Genomic DNA, 20,159 nt, shown 5'->3' with positions numbered 1-20,159 from the left:
TATAGCATTTAAGTTAAAAAATAACATTCGTCATAGCTTTATTTAATTATATAGGGATAGATTTTTCTTGAGACTTAAATAAAAAGTTACTTGGGATAACTTCGTCTTATATGTCTAACAACTATCGGTTTTGTTATTATTTCGACTGGAGATCTTTTGAAAATTCCTGTTCTATACGTTCTATATCATTTTTATTACTGCCGTGCCAAACGCCACAGAATCTTGATTTAACTGTTTTGCTACTAAACCAATCGCCATCATAATAGGCGATTGGGAATAACACCCCTTTTTGAACATATTTTAAAATTATTTTGAAAAAACGTTCATTATCACCGGACGAAATATAATTATAAAACTTATGGTAACCATCTTGAAAAAAAGAATCTAAAAGCAACATACTTGTTGAACCGTTTTGTCTAAAATTTAAATCAATGGCATATATGTCATGGTTTGTATCGACGAGAAAATCAAATCCTGCGATACCAAAATAGCCGTTTTTTGCACCGTTTTCCATGATTTCTCTACCTGCTTGTATAACTTTATCAGGAACATCATGGGCATTATGGTTACCTTTATAATATCCGTATTGGTCTGTCAATTGTTCAGTTGCGCCTAAATAACGTATGCCTTCTTTTTTGGAGTATGCGTATTGCACAGAATAATTAGCTATTGCTTCTATTTTTTGTTCAATAATTAGTGTGTTAGTCATATGGCTTGCCTTTGAAATGGCTTGTTTCGCTTTTATCAACTCTTTATTATTATGGCAAATCATCACGCCATACCCTCCAGCTGTAGGAAAATCGCCACCTGGTTTTAATACAAATGGAAATTCCCAATTAGAAAGCGATTTCTCGAAATTCTCTACCGTGACACTTTCTCTTTTAGGTAAATATTTATGTCCTGTCCATTCGGGAAGGCGTGATTTATTATTCAAAGCAATAAGGACATCTTTATCTAGAGCATAGTGCACGTTTTCTAAAAAATCAGATTCATGAGCAAACTGAAAATAAATTTTTTTACCATTTTCATACGCTAATTTTTTAATTAATTGTTCATAAGTAGTCTGATCTTCAAATTTTAATATATTAGTGGGTTTTTCTATTCCGACAGCGTTAAAGAGAGTAATTAATTTATTTGTCACGCTTGCTTTATGGACTATGACAGGTATTTGACCTGAGATAATTAGTTCTCTACCTGTTGAAAAATTGCATTGATGTTCTGCAATTGCTAACCAAGGATTTGAAGCATATGATGGTCTAGATGTATAAACAATATCAGTTCCATACAGGTCGCTGAGTGTTAAAATAGGTTCTATTCGTTGTTTGTTCTTCATTTTAAACCTCCGTATACTTCTGACTTTTTAAATAACTTTAATGAATATGGGTTTATTTTCAAGTAAATTAAAGGAATAAATTAATCTAGAGTGTTGCATATATTAAACTTGGTCATTCACTGTTACTAATAGAGATTATCACTTTTGTTACATCATTGTTTACTTAAGGAGATATGTACTTTTACCATAATATTCAATAGCTGAAACATAGGCAAGTAGCATTTATATAGAGAAACATATGAATATTTCAGTCAGAGTATGACAAATATTGTATGTTAAAAAGTTGACGGGTTTGATTAATAATAGTTATATCGAGAAAGATTTGGATGGTTAAAATTCGAGGAATTTTTAAGCTATAAGGGGGTTTATAGTTAAAGATGAGGTGGAAGGATTGGATTAATTTAGGCACATATCAAGTTAGCTTTAAACAGTTTATGGTGAAGCGCTAAAAATATAATTTTTTGGATAAATAGCATAAAGATATTAAAGGAGAAAGAGGTTCAATAGCTTATAGAGTATTAGTACTATAATTAAAAAAATAATAATGAAGCTTGCAATTATTGCTAAACATACAAATGTTTCTTTTTTAAACCCTGCTTGCCACTCATCTATCAATATTTGTATGATATGCGTGTAAGACATGATTAATAATAAAAGACAACTTATTATTAATGTAATTTCTAGCAAATATTTCCCCATCCTTGTAGACGTTTCTTTTAATTTGTATTATTTCTCTATATCATTTTTTAAATAGCTGGAATTCTTCATATATTTATGTTAAAAGCTACTATGGCTAGAGTTTAAAGTTATGCAATTAACTTTTGAAAAATATTGTTCATTTTATTTACGATGCTATACAATAAATGAACCAATTCTATAATTTTTCATCGTTTAAAAGACCAACTTGTTTATTTAGCCAAATTGGTCTTTTTAAGTGATAATGACATTTATAATTCACCTTTTACTCGTTCGTCTGTAACAATCAATAGTACCTTCCCTTGATCCATTTCTTCTTCATATTTTTCAGATTCTTCTTGTGTAATACCTAGAGATTTCAATTTATATCTTAATTCATCACCTTGCTTCTCATAATTTTCTTGAGTTTCATAACTATTATAGTTAATCCCTGTTACTTCCGTATTTCTTACTATGCGACTGGTACGATCAGAATCATGCGATAAAATGTATATATCTTTAGGGCTTATACTTTGGTCTTTTAAAGTATTTATCTCTATTTCCAATTCTTCATCATTTACATATTTCTTAACGACAGGTTTCATAATAAATCCTCCCTTTAATACAAATCGCTTTATTTAAACAATACCACGCAAAATAATTTCAAAACTATAAAAAAATTATTAAATCTAAATAGTATTTGGATATTATTGTTTCTATAAGTTACCTTCATAGCTCAAATGATGTAATCATGTAACTGTTTAAAAAAATATAAATGAGGAATAGTAATAAAAGCAAATATTATAGGTGTTAAAGAGAATAGGGAGGAGGAATTTCTATATCCACATTTCTTTTTATTTTATTTCTATTAATTATTATAGTGATATTTTTCGTTATAAAAAAACTTTATAATGAAAAATATAAAAACAGAAAAGCCCTTAGAAAATCAGAGCATTTTGATAAAAAAATTATATGCAACGACTATAAAGTAGAAAACATAAAAGAAATTAAAGAGAAAGGCTCTTATGTTATTTTGATTTTTGGCCGTAAAGATCTTGAAGTAGAAAAAGATAAAATTAAATATGTTTCCCATTATTCTGAAGAAAAGGTTGAAGTTAATTGCGAACTTCCTCATAAAATAGAAAAAGATAAAGTGTTTAATCATCTTATTGATCATACGCTTTTTTATATAACTAAAGACAGATACAATAAATTATTATCATCTAATACAAAATAAAAACTAAAAACTCAATTATTGGTAACTTAATGTATAAAGTGAGGAGGCTGCTTATGAGAATAGTTGGATATAAAGTTGGCGTTTTTAAAATTGAATATATAGTGAAAACTGATAATAATGAAGTTTTTACTTATAAGTTGTCTAAAAATATGTCGCCGTTAAAAGCAAGAAGAAAATTAAAAGATTTAGCAGGAGAGTCCAAAGATATCAAGTAAAGAATGATTTTAAAGTATATTAGTATATCAACTCAATGATTTTGCATGTTCGTCCACTATGATATTATAATTCACTTTACAAGTTACTAAGCGTGATACACTAAGAAGCTGAGATATAAATTTCATCCTCAAAACAAAAGGGCTAATCCGTATGAAAACGGGTTAGCCCTTTATTATATTTAAAACCAAATGCCTTCATAATCCCTAAAAATTAAAATCTTCCAATTATAAATGATGCAATTTTCTTAGCTAATGATTCTTTCTCCATCAAGCTATTACTATTAACTCATTGTAATGCGCCTTCATGAACCATTTGTGCAAAAATGCGAACAAGTAAACAACATAAGTAGCACAGTTCTCCTATGCCAATTAACACCTAAGAGGTGGAAACGGCACTATTTTACACGTGTAAATACATAATTATCGCCACTTCTGATAATCTTCTTTTATGTTAATTTCTAGATAATAATTTCTTTGATGAAAGATGAATAACTATGAAAAAAGAATAATTCGATAAAAATAATTTATTTATTATAATAAACATCGGTGTAAATAGTAAATTATAAATCGTTGAAAATTTAGTACTTTAGGAATAAGGTGTTCAATAGGTTTCTAATAGTAAAATAGGAGGTTTTTAAATGAAAATTTCAAAAATAATTAACGCCAATATTTTAGATATGATAGATAATAAGCCTTATCTTGCTACGTTATATTTAAAAGAGGGATATATTGACCAAATTGTTACTCAAGATTCAATTGTAAAAGATAATGAAGCACTTGATTTAGAACAGAAATGGATTGCGCCTGGTTTTATTGATACACATAGTCATCCAACAGCATATGGTACTACAAAAACAATGGTAGATTGTTCTGCAAATAAAATTTCGAATATAGATGAGTTAATTCAGCAATTCAAAGTACAAAAAGAAAATTTGTACAAAAAAGGTTGGGTTATGGGATTCGGTTATAATGAAAAATCATTAGAAGAACAAAGACATCCTAATCGCTTTGATTTAGATAAAATTTCAGAAGATGTTGCTATATGCGTAATGCACTATTCGGGGCATATGGCTACTGTTAATACAAAAGCTTTAGAGTATATGGGAGTTAGTTTGGATGACCCAGATCCTGAGGGTGGCTACTATGAGCGTGACCAACATGGCAAGGTTAATGGCGTTTTAATTGAATTACCTGCAACTGCAAAATTACAACGTGCTTTACCTGAGGCTAAACCAGAAGATACTATCTATACAATGAATTTAGCTGTAGATGACTATGTTAGAAGTGGTATAACTAGTACATCTGATTTATTAATTGGTAGTAGAGGATATATAGATTATGAGGGAGTGCTTAAATTTTTGGAGTCTCCTCAGAGAATTCGCACACGTTGGATGTTAAGTCATGAGTTATTAGAGCAAAATCACAATTTAAAAAATATTCATGCTAACGAAATTGAAGAAAAGTTAAATAATATAAGTAATGGTATGGGACATTTAGGAGGCGTTAAATGTTTTAGTGATGGTTCTATACAATTACAAACTGCATCAATCCGTAATAAGTATTTAGATGGCAGTGAAGCACCTAGTCCATTAATGGATAACAACAAATTAATTGATACATTTAAGCATTTTCAAAAGCTAGGTTTTAATATCGTGACGCATGCTAATGGAGACTTTGCTGCTAAGTCAGTTATTGAAGCTTATAAAGCTACAGCTGATTATAAAAAAACACCTTTATTAAATCGTATTGAACATCTACAAACAGTCACACAGGATGATATTAAAGAAATGACTGAAAATAACATTGGTGGTTCTTTCTTTATCAACCATGTATATTATTTTGGAGATTTACACCGTGATGTATTTTTAGGTGAAGAGAAAGCACAAAATTTAGATCCATTAAGATGGGCTGAAGATGCGCATATGACGTTTACGATTCATACAGATGCACCTGTTACACCTATTTCTCCTTTAGAATCAATTCAAATTGCAGTTAATAGGATCACAAAAAATGGGAAAGTTTTAGGCGAAAATCAACGTTTAACACGTAGTGAAGCATATAAAAAAATGACTATAGATGCTGCTAAATTGAATAATACTTATGCCTATGAAGGGTCTATCCAAAAAGGCAATGTAGCTGATTTTGTAATTTTAAATCAAAACCCACTTGATACCCAAGTAGTATTGAATGACAGTTTGATTGAAATGACTATATGCAATAGTGAAGTTGTATATTCTATTTAATTTATCTCCACCTCTAAGAACTGTAGATGCTTATACATTAACAGGCAGGGGAAATACTGGAAATGTCTTAACCTTCTTATGTGAAAGTACTATAGAATTCTCTTTGCTACATATACAATAACACTGTAGGAGTTAGAAATATAAAAGCAATTCTTTTTAAGTAACTAATCCAAATTATCAGGAAGAAAATAAAGTTTTTTCCGTATATAAAATTACTTATCTATATTATATACGATGTTTTTATAGCTGCTTTAAATTCTAATTCATTATTGATATTACTTTAGTATTTGAAACAATTAATAGACTCCTTTTTAAAAAGGAGTCTATTTTAATATGTCTTCAATTATTATGTTATCTCAACAAATTTGATACAGCTTGCGCTACTTGTTTTGGTGACTGGGGGTTTTGCCCTGTAACTAGTCGATTAGTAGTTTTTACATAAGGTCTAAATGGTATTTTTGATTTACTATAATTTGCACCATGTTCTTTTAGGTGGTTTTCCAACATAAATGGAACATTCTTCTTGCGATTAGCTAAAACTTCTTCTGTATTTGAAAAACCAGTGATTAACTTGTTATCAATAAAGAACCTTCCTGTTTCATTTTTTACATTTAATAAAGCTGCAATTCCATGGCATACGGCAGCAACTACACCACCGTGATTGTATACTTCATTTATTGCTGCTTGTATATATTGGTTGTCAGGAAAATCAAACATAACACCGTGACCACCGGTAAAATAAAGCACATCATATTCTTTAGGATTTGCATAATTTATAGATTTGGAATTTTTTAACAACTCCATAAATTTTTCATCTTTATAATACTTTTTGGTTATACAATCCAACATAAATGTGTTTAAGCTTACTGGATCAATTGGTGTATTGCCACCTTTAATATTGAATAAATCAATTTGATAGCCATCAATATCAAAGTAATCATAAAAATGAACAAGCTCACCTAACCATAAACCTGTAGGTTTGTCACTTTCTCCAAAATAACCAGTACTTGTATTTACAATCATTATTTTTTTCATTATTAACCCCTTATAGTTATTTTAAAAACACCAAATTTATAGAATATATTTAAAATAGATAGAACTATTTTTGGGAAAATACTTTGTTGATGCCTTCTTCAAATGTTGTGATTTCAAAATCGGGAAAGTGTTCTTTAAATTTATTAGAATTAAATATATTATCAGATTTATAACGAGGTAGAAGTTCCATAAGTTCTTTAACTTGTTTGTTGAATAAACTGCCTACTTTAAACACCCACATTGGAATCACAGTATAGCTGACTTTTTTACCGATAATCTTCTCAACTTTATCTATAAGGGTTCTATAAGTAATACTGGAATCTGTAGGTAAATGCCATGTTTCTCCATAAACATCAGGTGTATTACCAAGTAATACTAATGCGCGACTAGCATCAGGCGTCCAAATAAGTGTACGCAAAACAGAATCACTTAATGGAACAATTGCTCGTTTACCATTTTTAACACGATTAAAGACCATAGCGTTTGTAATACTTTGAGTCAAATCTGGCCCATAAAATTCTGGTGCACGTCCAATGACTGCATCAATTGTTTGATCCTTCATAGCTTCCAATAACATGTCAGCCATGTCTGCACGCACTTGTGATTTGCGTCCTACAGGTATGAATGGACTGTTTTCAACTTGAATGTTAGAGTTCTTTTCATACATATAAGTATTGTCAAAAAAAGCTAATTTACTATTTGTTTCTTGACAAGCTTTGATGATATTAGCCAGAATCGTTGGAAATCGTCGTTCCCACATTTCTGAATCAGCCGGTAAACCAACAGCAAAGTAAACGATATTACTACCCTCAATAGCTTTATAAGTGTCATCATATTTCATTAAATCAGCTGGGACTAATTCATCAGTATCATGAATTTTCTGAGGATTTCTACTTACTAAGCGTATGTTTTTAGTATATTTATTATAAATTTCTTTTGCAATTTCTTGTCCTATTTGACCATTACTACCTAATATTGTTTGCACTATATATTCCCTCCTTTAATATCTTACTGGCCTATAAAAAAAGTGAACCAACACATTGTTGATTCACTTAACGATAAGAGTTATGTGTTAATTATACGTTGTAATATTAATGGTTATTTTTCTTATTAATCCAAGATGTTGAAATGTCCATAGCTTCACGGGTGGCGTTGGTTTGATCCAAGTCATTCACCATAACAAAATCATGAATGGTTCCTTGGAAACGTATTTGAGCAATTTCAACCCCAGCTTCTCTTAATTTATTGGCATAGGCTTCGCCTTCGTCGCGTAATACATCAGCTTCTGCATTTAAAATCATAGCAGGAGGTAATCCCTTAAGGTTTTCAATAGAAGCACGTAGCGGAGATGCAGTGATTTCTGCTCTTTCTTTAGAATCCGTTGTATACTGATTCCAAAACCATTGCATACCTTCTTTAGTAAGGTAGTAATTTTCTGCAAATTGATTATATGATTCTGTATCAAATTCTGCATTTGTAACAGGATAGTATAATAATTGTTGGTTTATTGGTAACCCAGCGCGTTGTTTAGTCATTATAGTCATCACAGTAGCCATATTACCCCCAACGGAATCACCAGCAACTGTTAACTTGTTGATATCAAAATTTTGCTCTTCAGATACATTTTTTAATTGTTGCAACACATCATAATTTTGTTCAATTGCTGTTGGGTATTTAGCCTCGGGGGATAGTGTATATTCTGGAAAGACCACTACAGAATTTGTTCTTACAGCCAATTCTCTTACTAATTTGTCATGTGTTTTTGCACTACCAAATACCCAACCAGCGCCATGTATATAGTATATTACTGGAAGCTTTTCCTTATTCTCTCTTGGGCGAATGAAACGTACTGGTATAGTTCCCCAGTTTTCTGTTGAAAAAGTTGTATCTTCAATATCTACATTATACTTATCAACGGAAGAAGATTGAACTTCCTCAAGTAAATTACGGCCCTCATGAGGATCTAATTCATAGATGCGTGGATGAGGCTTATTGGCTTCACTAAATTTTTGTGCAGCTGATTCTAAAACTACTTTATTATTCATAATAAGTCTCCTTTATCGTTTAAACTATTATTTAACAATGGATAACACTATTAAACTATCCATAAGTTTAAACTTATAAACATTAATTCAAGTAAATGAGTCTTTTAAAAAACAAAAGTAAGTTTCAAAACGTTTATTTTTGCCACAAATCTTCTTACCTATAAAAGTAAGAATGTCACTTTCTTATTCATAGGTAAAATATATTTTTAGTATATAAAATAAAGTTTGAAAATATAATTTGACAAATATTATTAAAAAGTTTATATTTTGTGACAAGTGATATTAGTAAATGGTCAATGTAGTTTAAAAAATTACTGAATAGTTAAGGCTATTAAAATGAGGGTACCGCGCGTGAACGTCTTTTTAGACTAAGGATGTTTACGCGTTTTTTAGGAGGAATAAAATGGATATTTCGCACAAAAAATAAGTGCAGATATTGACCCAAAAGTTTTAAATAAAGATGATTTTTAGGGAATAAGAGATTATAAAAAAATATTGATAACTTGAAACGCAAAGAAGAAAAGGTGAACAATTTGCTTCTAATGTCATAGAATAATTTTTGAAATATACAATAACTATATCAATATATAAATTAAGGAGAAACTCAACTTGAATACACATCCGCTATCTATTGCACAAACGAAATTTCTAAAAAGTGAAATAATTAATGAAAACTCTAGCATTAATAATATTGCAGGTTTACTGAAATTAGGTACAAAGTTTAATTACGATCAGATAAATCAAGCTTTAAACCAATTAGTATTTAATCATGATAGCCATAGAATACAAATAACAATTAAAAACGAAGAGCATTCACAATATATTAAAGAATATGAAGAAACAGCATATCCATTTTTAGATTTTTATCAAGATCAAGTGAATTTTGATACTTGGTTGAATGAACAAGCAAATATAAACATCTTTGCTTATGACGAAAATTTATACAAATTTTATATATTAAAAATGCCTAATGGCCATTTGGGGTTGTTTACAATACAAAATCACATCATAGCTGATGGTTGGAGTATGGCATTATCGATAAATTACTTTATAACGTATTTGACTAATGGTGACATAGAAGCTATTTCCAACTTATCATTTATTGATAACGTTAAAGATGAAGAAAAATATTTAGAATCTAAAAAGTTTGAAAAAGACGAATTATATTGGAGAAATAAGTTAAAGCATGATAAATTCCAAACAAAGTTTGAGAAGCTTCACTTAGAACATCCATCTTGTAAAAGACATACTATTAAGTTAGACCCTATATTAACAGAACGTATAAATTATTTTTGTTTAAATAATGAAGTTAGTGTTAGTAATTTATTCGCTAGCATTATGTTTGCCCTTATTGATAAAAAAGCAGTAAATAAAATTAATAAGCTTGGTTTATTAATTCATAATAGGATAAATAAAAATGATAAATTTACAACCGGCAATTATACAAAACCTTTGCCACTCATCTTAGATTCAAATAGAGATTTATTATTAAATGAATATATAAAAAAGGTGAAGAGAGAATCATTTAATGTATTGAAACATAGAAGATATCCAATTGATAATTTAGTAACAGAACTCAATATTAATGGTAATATATTAGATTGTCTTATCTCTTTCCAAACTGCAAGTTATAGTCCCGCATTTATAGAAAATGAATTTTCAGAAAGAAAACTTGAAATTGATGCTATTGGTATTCCTTTAATAATTCAAATTTTCAGTAAGAACAATGAAGAAGGTTATTTATTGCATTACGATTATCAAGATGAAGTCTTTAGTTCTGAAGAAATTAATGAATTGCATGGAAATATATTGAATATGCTTAATGAATTCGCAGAAAATCCTAATCAAAGTTTAGATAAAATTCATTTTGTATAGCACTTCTGCAAATGAACGTCGAGTTAATTAGAAAATGAATTATTTAAATAAAGTTCTTAAACTTTTGTTATTAAGGGAATATAAGATTTTCAAACGATTAAGAGACTCCTTATTAATAAGGAGTCTCTTAATTATTTCAAAATTAAATTTAGCGTTCATATAAAAACAGCTATGCTATTTGCAAGAGAACTATGAATATAAAAGAAAGTGTTAGTTATTCTTTAAGATTTGCTAAAGTTTCAACGATATCTTCGGAAGCAATTGGACTACGTAATTTAGCCCATTCATCTCTATTCACAAAATGTACCCGGTCATTTTTAACTGCATCCAAATCATCCCATTGATTACTATTTTGTAATTTACTTAAATCATTATTATTGTTGTCATTTATCATCACAATTAATCTTTCAGGGTTAATATTTGCTAATTGTTCGTATGAGAGTTCTAAATAGTATGATTCTTTATAAGCAGGTAATTTTTTTGCTATTTTATCATTAAGAGCATTTTTAAAGCCTAATTTACTTAAAAATTCACCTATATAAGTTTTATGTGAATGCGCAGTTAAACCTTGTTCAGAAACTACTATTGCTAATGTTTCTTTATTCTTATCTATTGAGATTTGTTCATTAAAATCATTAATTAATTCACGATGTTTATCTAAGCGTTCTTTCGCTTCTTTTGATTTAGATACGGCAGTTCCAATACGTTGGAATACCTCTAATGATTCTTGATAACCTGACTCAAAACTTTTGAATAAAATAGTAGGCGCTATATCATTTAATTCGTTATAAATATCTTTGTGACGATCAGCATCTCCAATAATGAGTTGTGGAACAGAAGATCTAATTGATTCAAAATCTGGATCTATACGTGTACCAACTGAAATGTAATTACCAACTTCTTTGTTAAGTGGTGATATCAAATTTGTACTGTCACCATCATCAGCAATACCTTTCACATCTATATCTAAAGTAACTAATGCCTCAACAAACGATAATTCTAATGCTACTGCTGAATTAATAATTTCAGGCAACTCAGTAGTCCCTGCATCATGTTTAAATTCAAATGTCATCATAATTACCTCCTTGATTGCTTTTATAACTAATATTCCACGTTGGTGTAACATAAAACATAAGTTTCCATATTACAATATTTAATAATATCCATATAATTCTAAAAAAAGTTTGTTTTTGTTGATCATACAAAATTTCTGTAGATGTATGATTTCATTTGCTAACATTTTTACAGCTTCATCCATTAAGTAATTGTTTTACGTATAGCCTTTCACATTTACAAATATTTATGATTTATACCTATAAATACAGGGGATAAAATAAGTGAATATCAAATAATGAGGAGGGGTTTGTATGTCAAGATACATTTTTCAATCGCCAAGTAGATATATACAAGGAAAAGGAGAAATAAAAAGTTTAGCTAATGAAGTTAATAAATTAGGTGACGCACCCTTGATTATTTCAGATAGTTTAGTTTGGTCATTAACAAATAAAGACATAAACGAGAGTTTTAACTCTAGCGAGATTAGTTATAAATACGAAGAATTTAATGGGGAAGCCTCTGAAAATGAAATAGCAAGACTTAGCCAAATAGCTAAAGATAATAATATAAATGTAATTGTTGGCGTTGGAGGAGGGAAGACATTAGATACAGCAAAAGCAATTTCTGATGATCTTAATTCCCCGGTTGTTATTGTCCCAACAACTGCTTCTACAGATGCGCCTACGAGTGCTTTATCGGTTATCTATTCAGATGAAGGTGTTTTTACAGGTTACAGATTTTATTATAAAAATCCCAATGTAGTATTAGCAGATTCACAAATTATAGTCCAAGCACCAGTCAAATTGTTTGCGGCGGGCATGAGTGATGCTTTAGCAACTTTAGTAGAAGTTAAAGCAACTTTAAATCGTAGAGGGAAGACTATGGTAGATGGAAAACCAACATTAGCTTCGTTAGCCATTGCTGAAAAAGCAGAAGAAACCTTATTTAAATATGGTAAAAGTGCCTATTTAGCGGCGGCACAAGGTATTGTAACACCTCAAGTGGAGTCTATTATCGAGGCAAACACTTTACTCTCAGGACTTGGTTTTGAAAATGGCGGTCTTGCTGCAGCACATGCAATACACAATGGATTTACAGCTTTATCAGGAGATATTCATAAACTTGGACACGGTGAAAAAGTGGCATACGGGACGCTGGTTCAAATGGTTTTAGAAAATAGACCTTATGAAGAAATTAAAAAATATATTGATTTTTATAATTTCTTAGAAATGCCAACAAATTTAAATAATATGCATTTACACGACGCTTCTTTTGAGGATTTAGTAAAAGTAGGAGAATTAGCAAAAGATCCTAATGACACTTTTTCTAATTTAAGTGATGAATTCACTGCTGAAGACGTAGCACAAGCTATACTAGCAGTGAATGAATTAACTGAAGGTAAAGCTAACTAAATTTCTCTTTATTTAGACTAAATCTATATTAATGATTATTTTGCGATTCCACCGCACTATGATGTAATAATGCACTTAACAAGGAACTAGCTTAGATGCACTAAATCCCTCACTACTCGCAAATAGTGAGGGATTTTTTCGGTGTGGCTAGTCGCCTATTTATCATTACGCTACGTAGTCAATGTGTAAACAGCGCAATAACGCAACCACTGATGACTTTGGTCGTGATGTGAACAATGGTTTTTAGTATAGATTAGCACATCATCTCTACGTCAGCTGGACGCTTGAGAGATAGGCAGGTCTACTTTTTCTAATGGCTTGGACGTTATCAATGAGAATAATTCAAACGCATATAATGTTTTGAATTATATGCATTTATATTTAATATAAATAGGGTATAAGTAGGAATATTAAAGGGTTAAAGTGCCTTCTTTTCCTTGTATGTGTTTTATAATTCTTTGTGCATTTATACAAAATAATTCCAAAGTAAAGAAAGTGGTGATCACAATGTGGGGGATCAAATTAAATAAGAATCATCATAATATGTTTTCTTTACGCTCTATAGGCTCTTTGATTGTTCTAGTTGTAATAGGGGCATTGTTATTGTGGATGAGCTTTCATCTAAATTTACCGTCACCAGAGGAAATGCGTAAGATTATCCTTAGCTATGGGGCGGCCGGCTGTTTTGTTTTTATTGGCATTACTATAATAATTGCTATTACTCCTATCCCTATAACAATTCCTACATTAGTGGCTGGCTCTCTCTATGGTGTAGTCGGAGGAACACTACTCTCTTTATCTGGGATTATGATTGGATCTTGGATCGGGTATTGGCTGGCACGTATTGTAGGTAGACGTATAACTTTTAAACTTCTCGGGCGATATAGTTTTGTAGTAGAAAAACACCTTAATAATGCTGGTTTTTGGGCTATGTGTACAGTGAAATTGACGCCTGGTTTACCATATTGGCCAGTAAATTATGGTGCGGGTGCTTTAGGGGTAAAGCAATGGAGTTTCATATCTGCTAGCTTTTTAGCTTCTATTCCTGGGCAAGCTTCTATAGTGACTTTAGGTGCTTTTGCAGTAAACCCTTCAATCTTTCATGGAGTAGTATTAATTATTGCTTGGATAACAGTTTTGCTTTCAACTTGGATTTCTTATCGGCACTGGCGTGGGGCAAATACTGAAACACAGAAACCAAAGCACACAGAGTGATATAGAAACTATTTGTGTTATTGATAATAAGTTTATTACTGTTTGATATTTATATAAATATCATTAAAGGACTATAGATATATACTTCATTTTAACTGATCGTGCTCAATTGTGATATGTACGAATAATTTTAACTAATTGCTCTATTTCATCATTTGAGAGATTTTCTATATTATCAATCTCTTTTTTAATTGATTCTTTAATGTTGGAGCTGCTCTTGTTTTTTATAAAATAAGTAGCTATAGTGCCGGTTATCATACTTACTAAACCAATACCGACAAACATTAAATAGACGGTTGCTATACGCCCAATTAATGTTTCAGGACTCATATCACCATAACCTACAGTAGTTATCGTAACTATAGCCAACCAGATACCATCATTATAAGATTCTATAGTTGGTTCAGACAGGGTAATAGGAATAGCTGCGAAAAGAATGCTAATAAATGTGATACTAAAAACTTTCGTTAACCCATTTGTTTGTATGAATTGGAAGAAAGGCATGAAATAATGTTTTGTTATCAAAAATAACTTTACTATTCTAAATAACCTCGCGAATCTAGCTAATTGAAATACAGTGTTAAGAGGAATTACAGCTACTAAGTCAAGATAGTTTGTTTTAATCCATGTTTTCTTATTTTTAGATAATAAAAATCTTGTGAGAACATCAATTAAAAATATTAACCAAACGATTTCACCTATATAAAAAAATTTCATTGGTTGTGTCCACATTAAGAAGAAAGATATAACAGCTAAAGTAAACATACACAATTCATATACTAAATTAAGTTTTTTCATAACATACCTGCCTCCATTAACGAATATTAAAAATACTATAACACAGAACTAGAAAGTTATTTTGACTGTCTGATTATCGCGAACCTAAAAGGGTATAAAAACATAAAATAAATGATTCAAATATCTGCTGAGAACTAAATATTTAATTTGCAAGGTAATTGGAAATTAAAAAAGTTAAAGGTAAGAACATTAGGTTTCAGTAATATCTCATAAAAGGGGGTAGACTATGAACGATTATGACAGTAAAAGAGTAAGTATTTCAAATTTGAGGTATAAATATGAGCTTACGATGATATTTATCGCTCTAATCGTAATATTTTTGTTTTTATGTGCTTTAATATTATTTCTTTTGTTTTTTCTAGGGGCTGGAGTTCCTGAGTGGATTTATGGCGGATTAGTCGGGTTAATGATTCCTGTATTTGGTTTTTTTATGGTTCGTTTCATGTATTGGAGTTCGATATCAGAAGGTGTTGAGATTACTAATGAGCAATTGCCTGAAATTTATACCATTTATTATGAGTTAGCCATAGAAATGGGGTTTAATACTAAAAGATTGAAATTGCCAAAACTTTATCTTGTGAATGGTAATGGCGTTATGAACGCCTTTGCATCAAAATGTAGTTTAAAAAGAAGATATATTGTTATTCATAGTGATTTATTGGACTTAGCTTATAAATTTGATGAAATTGATTTAATTAAGTTTATACTAGCTCATGAGCTGGGTCATCATAAATGTGGGCATACTAATATCTGGAGAATGATACTTGCACCGTTTTTAAAACCTCTATATCTAGATAAAAGTCTTACACGAACACAAGAATATACAGCAGATAGAGTGGCTTTATATTACGCTCCTGAAGGAGCTATGAGCATGATTTATTTATTTTCGGGAAAGTACATGGGATCAAAAATTGATTTGGAGGAATATTTTAATAGTATTGATTTGCATGATGAATCAATTTGGCTAAAATTAAGTAATTTTCTATCTGATCATCCAGTTGGATTTAGAAGAATGAAAGTTTTAAAACAAGCTAAAGAAAATGGAACTTGGGATGTTCATGGCAAATTTTTTTAAAAATTTCAAACAAAAAGTCATGTGGAGGGTGTTAATATGTACATAAAACGAAAGTCATCTTTGGATTTAGAAAGTTTAAAAGAGGAGTTTAAAGACAGCTATAGTAAATTTGAAAATCCAGAACAAGTTTTCATGTCGCTTTTTGAATTTGTAGAATTAAATCAAATATATTCTTCAGCACTAAAAGAGATTAGTACAAAATTGGAAATTCTTGACGATAATTTTCAACAAACACACAAACATAACCCTATCCATCACATAGAAAGACGGGTGAAAAAATTACGTAGTTTAGTTAAAAAATTAGAAAAAAGGAATTTAGAAATATCAGCGCAATCTGCTCGTGAAAATTTGAATGATATCGCAGGAATCCGGGTAGTATGTAATTATATAGAAGATATTTATGTTGTTGAAAGCTTATTGCTTAAACAAGAAGATGTAAATTTATTGAAACGTAAAGATTATTTAAAAAATCCTAAAGAAAATGGTTACCGTAGCCTTCATATTGTAATTACGGTACCTGTATTTTTAGCTGATTATGTAGAAGTGGTCCCGGTAGAAGTACAAATTCGTACAATAGGAATGGATATGTGGGCAAGTTTAGAACATAAATTACGTTATAAAAACAGTGAAATCGCAGAAATTTATAAAGAAAAGCTAAAGAAAAACGCTATAGATATTACAAACGTTGAACATGAATTACAAGCCATCCATTCTGAATTGTTTAATGAATAAAAGCATTTTTAAAACTATATGTTTAAACCCACTATTAAATTGGAGGCGTTAATTATGGTTACTAGATATACTCAATCAGAAAAAATATTATCTGCGTTGTCATATTTTAGTGTTTTCTTTGCACCAGTCATTTTCCCGGTTGTTGTGTGGATTTTAGCTGATAAACCTGTCTCTACTCATGCCAAAAAATCTCTTTTATTCCATTTATTACCATATATATTAATAGTTATAAGTTCAGTAATTCTGGGTACTACTGGGTCTGTAACAAATCAATTTCTATATGTAATACTAATGATATTAGCTGCTTTAGGAGCTTTTTTGGCAATTTATTTTGTTATTTATAATTTACTTTGTGGTATAAAAATTCTCTTGAAAGACAATTTATAATAACGTGATTTTAACGGGGCTCTTCATTTTATGATAGATATTACTAAGCGCCAATTCTTATAATCTTTTTAAATCACCGGCACCTAAAATAATCATTATTACGACAAAATTTGATATTGAAACTATTAAGAGACTCCATATTAGAATAAGGAGTCTCTTTTGATATACCTTCTGATAACCTTGGATGATGTAATATCAATAATTAAAGCTATGATATAAAAACTTCAGTATTTTTATTCTGAGAAATATAAGAAAGAACAAAAAGTTTATACCCCCCTACCGTATATGTTATACTCGCATTATCTTATTACTATCTCTAAAAATATCAATTTAGGAGGTTTTATTTTGTCGAATAATGAAAAACACCAAAATCATGAGCATCAAGAACATGAGAATCACGCTAGTTATGGTGACCATGCACATCACAATCATGGAAATTTTAAAAGTAAATTCTTTATTTCTTTGATTTTTGCGATACCGATTATTATTTTATCGCCCATGATGGGAGTTAAATTACCGTTTCAATTTTCATTTACAGGGTCAGATTGGATTGTATTAATTCTTGCTACAATTTTGTTCTTTTATGGAGGAAAGCCATTTTTATCAGGGGCTAAAGATGAAATTTCAACTAAAAAACCTGGAATGATGATGCTTGTTGCTCTAGGTATTTCAGTAGCTTATATTTATAGTTTATATGCCTTTTATATGAATAACTTCAGTGGTTCATTCACGCATACAATGGACTTTTTCTGGGAATTAGCGACTTTAATTTTAATCATGTTATTAGGTCATTGGATTGAAATGAACGCAGTAGGTAATGCAGGAAATGCACTGAAGAAAATGGCAGAACTTTTACCTAATACTGCAGTGAAACTGATTAATAATAATCAACGAGAAGAGGTTAAAATATCAGATATTCATATTGACGATATTGTGGAAGTTAGAGCAGGCGAAAGTATACCCACAGACGGGATCATTGTTCAAGGAGAAACTTCGATTGATGAATCATTAGTTACTGGTGAATCAAAAAAAGTCCATAAAACTCATAATGATAATGTTATTGGAGGTTCAATTAATGGTTCAGGCACAGTACAAGTTAAAGTGACTGCTACGGGTGAAAATGGCTACTTATCTCAAGTTATGGGTCTTGTTAACCAAGCTCAAAACGATAAGTCAAAAGCTGAACTCCTCTCAGATAAAGTCGCAGGTTATTTGTTTTACTTTGCAGTAGGTATTGGGCTGATTTCATTTATTGTATGGATGCTTATTCAAAAAAATGTCGATTTCGCACTTGAACGGTTAGTAACCGTATTAGTAATTGCTTGTCCACATGCATTAGGATTAGCAATACCTTTAGTTACAGCACGTTCTACCTCTATAGGCGCACATAATGGTTTAATCATTAAAAATAGAGAATCTGTAGAAATTGCACAACACATTGATTACATCATGATGGATAAAACTGGGACACTAACTGAAGGTAACTTTTCAGTGAATCACTATGAAAGTTTTACAGACGAGTTAAATAAAGAAGAAATATTGAGTCTATTCGCTTCATTAGAAAGTAACTCTAATCATCCCCTTGCCACTGGTATTGTTGATTTTGTTAAAGGTAAAAATATTTCATATGCTATTCCTCAAGAAGTTAATAATATTCCAGGTATAGGATTAGAAGGAACAGTTGATAATAAAAAACTCAAAATAGTGAATGTTTCTTATCTCGATAAAAGCAATTTTGACTATAATAAAGAACAATTTAAGAATCTCGCTGAACAAGGTAACTCTATTAGTTATCTAATTCATGACCGACAAGTTATTGGTATTATCGCACAAGGCGACAAAATTAAAGAAAGTTCAAAACAAATGGTTTTGGATTTATTATCGAGAAACATTACACCAGTTATGCTTACAGGCGATAATAAAGAAGTGGCACAAACAGTGGCTGAAGAATTAGGTATTAGTAGCGTCCACGCACAGCTGATGCCTGAAGATAAAGAAAGCATTATCCAAGATTATCAAAATGATGGTAGCAAAGTTATGATGGTCGGAGATGGTATTAATGATGCGCCTAGCCTTATTAGGGCAGATATTGGTATGGCAATTGGCGCAGGGACAGATGTAGCTGTTGAATCGGGGGATGTCATACTCGTTAAAAGTAATCCTTCTGATATTATCAATTTCTTGTCCCTTTCAAAAAATACAATGAGAAAAATGGTTCAAAATTTATGGTGGGGCGCAGGGTATAACATTATCGCCGTTCCGCTAGCAGCTGGAATATTAGCTTTTATTGGTATAATATTATCGCCAGCTGTAGGCGCAGTGTTAATGTCTTTAAGTACGGTTATCGTAGCAATTAATGCTTTCACATTAAAATTAAAATAAAAGATAGGAGCTTTTAAGTATGATTTAGAAATTAAGCTTTATTATATTGGCATCAGGATTAGTATTATCAGCTCGTTCAAATGGAAGCGAAGAAGATAAAGACACTAAAGATCAAAAACAATAAGAACACATTGGACATAAAAGTGAAAGCAAGGCTCCAGATGATATGAAGAGTACAGACGATAGTAAATATAAAAAAGGTGATGAAGTTAATATTACAACTGATCACATGTCTGGTATGAAAGGTGCAGAAGCTCAAATTAATTGATGTAGAAAATATATGGTCGATTATAAATCAACAGAAAACGAGGAGATGGTTAAAAATCATAAATGGATGACAACTGACGAACTAAAATCTCGTTAAAGCGTATCATTATTAATATCTCTAAACCAATCGTTAAAGAGAAAAAATTGTAGAATATATTACATTAGAAGTTTTTTATA

The 20,159-nt window shown here is 30.5% G+C and carries 18 protein-coding genes and 1 pseudogene; 11 read left to right on the top strand and 8 right to left on the bottom strand.

Annotated features, from left to right (window positions below; translation table 11 throughout):
• Nucleotides 1–136: 136 nt before the first annotated feature.
• A complete protein-coding gene (ldmS, locus tag PYW31_RS12955) occupies nucleotides 137–1,333 on the bottom strand; it encodes an L-aspartate--L-methionine ligase LdmS (RefSeq protein WP_046836000.1) in 1,197 nt (398 codons plus the stop codon).
• 947 nt (nucleotides 1,334–2,280) lie between these two features.
• Nucleotides 2,281–2,613 carry a YflT domain-containing protein gene (locus PYW31_RS12950; protein ID WP_046835999.1) on the bottom strand — a complete coding sequence of 111 codons (333 nt, stop codon included), beginning with the start codon at nucleotides 2,611–2,613 and terminating at the stop codon, nucleotides 2,281–2,283.
• A 275-nt stretch (nucleotides 2,614–2,888) separates the two neighbouring features.
• On the opposite strand from PYW31_RS12950, the gene PYW31_RS12945 reads away from it, so the two are divergent.
• From PYW31_RS12945 to PYW31_RS12935, 3 genes are all read left to right on the top strand, one after another.
• Nucleotides 2,889–3,245: a hypothetical protein gene (locus PYW31_RS12945; RefSeq protein ID WP_046835998.1), complete on the top strand. Its 357-nt coding sequence runs from the start codon at nucleotides 2,889–2,891 to the stop codon at nucleotides 3,243–3,245.
• Nucleotides 3,246–3,298: 53 nt separating this feature from the next.
• The gene (locus PYW31_RS12940) at nucleotides 3,299–3,460 is read left to right on the top strand and encodes a hypothetical protein (RefSeq protein WP_156168122.1); all 162 of its coding nucleotides are present in this window, start codon (nucleotides 3,299–3,301) and stop codon (nucleotides 3,458–3,460) included.
• A gap of 638 nt (nucleotides 3,461–4,098) precedes the next feature.
• A complete protein-coding gene (locus tag PYW31_RS12935) occupies nucleotides 4,099–5,703 on the top strand; it encodes an amidohydrolase (protein WP_046835997.1) in 1,605 nt (534 codons plus the stop codon).
• A gap of 351 nt (nucleotides 5,704–6,054) precedes the next feature.
• Here PYW31_RS12935 and PYW31_RS12930 read toward each other — a convergent pair whose 3' ends face one another.
• The 3 genes from PYW31_RS12930 to PYW31_RS12920 all read right to left on the bottom strand — a co-directional run bounded on the left by PYW31_RS12930 (nucleotide 6,055) and on the right by PYW31_RS12920 (nucleotide 8,783).
• Nucleotides 6,055–6,738, bottom strand: a complete 684-nt coding sequence (locus PYW31_RS12930; protein WP_046835996.1) for a type 1 glutamine amidotransferase domain-containing protein — start codon at nucleotides 6,736–6,738, stop codon at nucleotides 6,055–6,057.
• Nucleotides 6,739–6,802: 64 nt separating this feature from the next.
• The gene (locus tag PYW31_RS12925; RefSeq protein ID WP_046835995.1) at nucleotides 6,803–7,723 is read right to left on the bottom strand and encodes an NAD-dependent epimerase/dehydratase family protein; all 921 of its coding nucleotides are present in this window, start codon (nucleotides 7,721–7,723) and stop codon (nucleotides 6,803–6,805) included.
• Between the two features lie 106 nt (nucleotides 7,724–7,829).
• The gene (locus PYW31_RS12920) at nucleotides 7,830–8,783 is read right to left on the bottom strand and encodes an alpha/beta hydrolase (protein ID WP_046835994.1); all 954 of its coding nucleotides are present in this window, start codon (nucleotides 8,781–8,783) and stop codon (nucleotides 7,830–7,832) included.
• A gap of 609 nt (nucleotides 8,784–9,392) precedes the next feature.
• Here PYW31_RS12920 and PYW31_RS12915 point away from each other — a divergent pair.
• Nucleotides 9,393–10,658: a condensation domain-containing protein gene (locus PYW31_RS12915; protein ID WP_046835993.1), complete on the top strand. Its 1,266-nt coding sequence runs from the start codon at nucleotides 9,393–9,395 to the stop codon at nucleotides 10,656–10,658.
• Between the two features lie 214 nt (nucleotides 10,659–10,872).
• On the opposite strand, the gene PYW31_RS12910 is transcribed toward PYW31_RS12915, so the two are convergent.
• Nucleotides 10,873–11,733, bottom strand: a complete 861-nt coding sequence (locus PYW31_RS12910; protein ID WP_053042463.1) for an ABC transporter substrate-binding protein — start codon at nucleotides 11,731–11,733, stop codon at nucleotides 10,873–10,875.
• Nucleotides 11,734–12,025: 292 nt separating this feature from the next.
• On the opposite strand from PYW31_RS12910, the gene PYW31_RS12905 reads away from it, so the two are divergent.
• Complete coding sequence (locus PYW31_RS12905; RefSeq protein WP_046835991.1) at nucleotides 12,026–13,126, top strand: glycerol dehydrogenase; 1,101 nt, start codon at nucleotides 12,026–12,028, stop codon at nucleotides 13,124–13,126.
• Between the two features lie 178 nt (nucleotides 13,127–13,304).
• Here PYW31_RS12905 and PYW31_RS13760 read toward each other — a convergent pair whose 3' ends face one another.
• The gene (locus PYW31_RS13760; protein ID WP_425385571.1) at nucleotides 13,305–13,376 is read right to left on the bottom strand and encodes a type I toxin-antitoxin system Fst family toxin; all 72 of its coding nucleotides are present in this window, start codon (nucleotides 13,374–13,376) and stop codon (nucleotides 13,305–13,307) included.
• Nucleotides 13,377–13,567: 191 nt separating this feature from the next.
• Between PYW31_RS13760 and PYW31_RS12900 the strand changes: the two genes are divergently transcribed.
• Nucleotides 13,568–14,341, top strand: coding sequence for a TVP38/TMEM64 family protein (locus tag PYW31_RS12900; RefSeq protein WP_275115342.1), 774 nt, complete (start codon nucleotides 13,568–13,570; stop codon nucleotides 14,339–14,341).
• Between the two features lie 105 nt (nucleotides 14,342–14,446).
• On the opposite strand, the gene PYW31_RS12895 is transcribed toward PYW31_RS12900, so the two are convergent.
• Nucleotides 14,447–15,139, bottom strand: a complete 693-nt coding sequence (locus PYW31_RS12895) for a potassium channel family protein (protein WP_046835990.1) — start codon at nucleotides 15,137–15,139, stop codon at nucleotides 14,447–14,449.
• Between the two features lie 226 nt (nucleotides 15,140–15,365).
• On the opposite strand from PYW31_RS12895, the gene PYW31_RS12890 reads away from it, so the two are divergent.
• From PYW31_RS12890 to PYW31_RS13720, 5 genes and pseudogenes are all read left to right on the top strand, one after another.
• Entirely contained in the window at nucleotides 15,366–16,214 is an 849-nt protein-coding gene (locus PYW31_RS12890) for a M48 family metallopeptidase (RefSeq protein ID WP_046835989.1), read from the top strand.
• Between the two features lie 36 nt (nucleotides 16,215–16,250).
• A complete protein-coding gene (locus tag PYW31_RS12885; RefSeq protein WP_046835988.1) occupies nucleotides 16,251–16,946 on the top strand; it encodes a GTP pyrophosphokinase in 696 nt (231 codons plus the stop codon).
• A 54-nt stretch (nucleotides 16,947–17,000) separates the two neighbouring features.
• A complete protein-coding gene (locus PYW31_RS12880; RefSeq protein ID WP_046835987.1) occupies nucleotides 17,001–17,333 on the top strand; it encodes a magnetosome magnetite crystal formation protein family in 333 nt (110 codons plus the stop codon).
• 345 nt (nucleotides 17,334–17,678) lie between these two features.
• Nucleotides 17,679–19,715, top strand: a complete 2,037-nt coding sequence (copB, locus tag PYW31_RS12875) for a copper-translocating P-type ATPase CopB (protein ID WP_082104693.1) — start codon at nucleotides 17,679–17,681, stop codon at nucleotides 19,713–19,715.
• Nucleotides 19,716–19,845: 130 nt separating this feature from the next.
• Nucleotides 19,846–20,079, top strand: a pseudogene (locus PYW31_RS13720) (DUF1541 domain-containing protein).
• Nucleotides 20,080–20,159 lie beyond the last annotated feature (80 nt).

The organism is Staphylococcus succinus, from assembly GCF_029024945.1.
Lineage (GTDB): Bacteria > Bacillota > Bacilli > Staphylococcales > Staphylococcaceae > Staphylococcus > Staphylococcus succinus.
The sequence above is the reverse complement of the archived record's forward strand: the minus strand, read 5'-3'. Positions and strand labels throughout refer to the sequence as shown.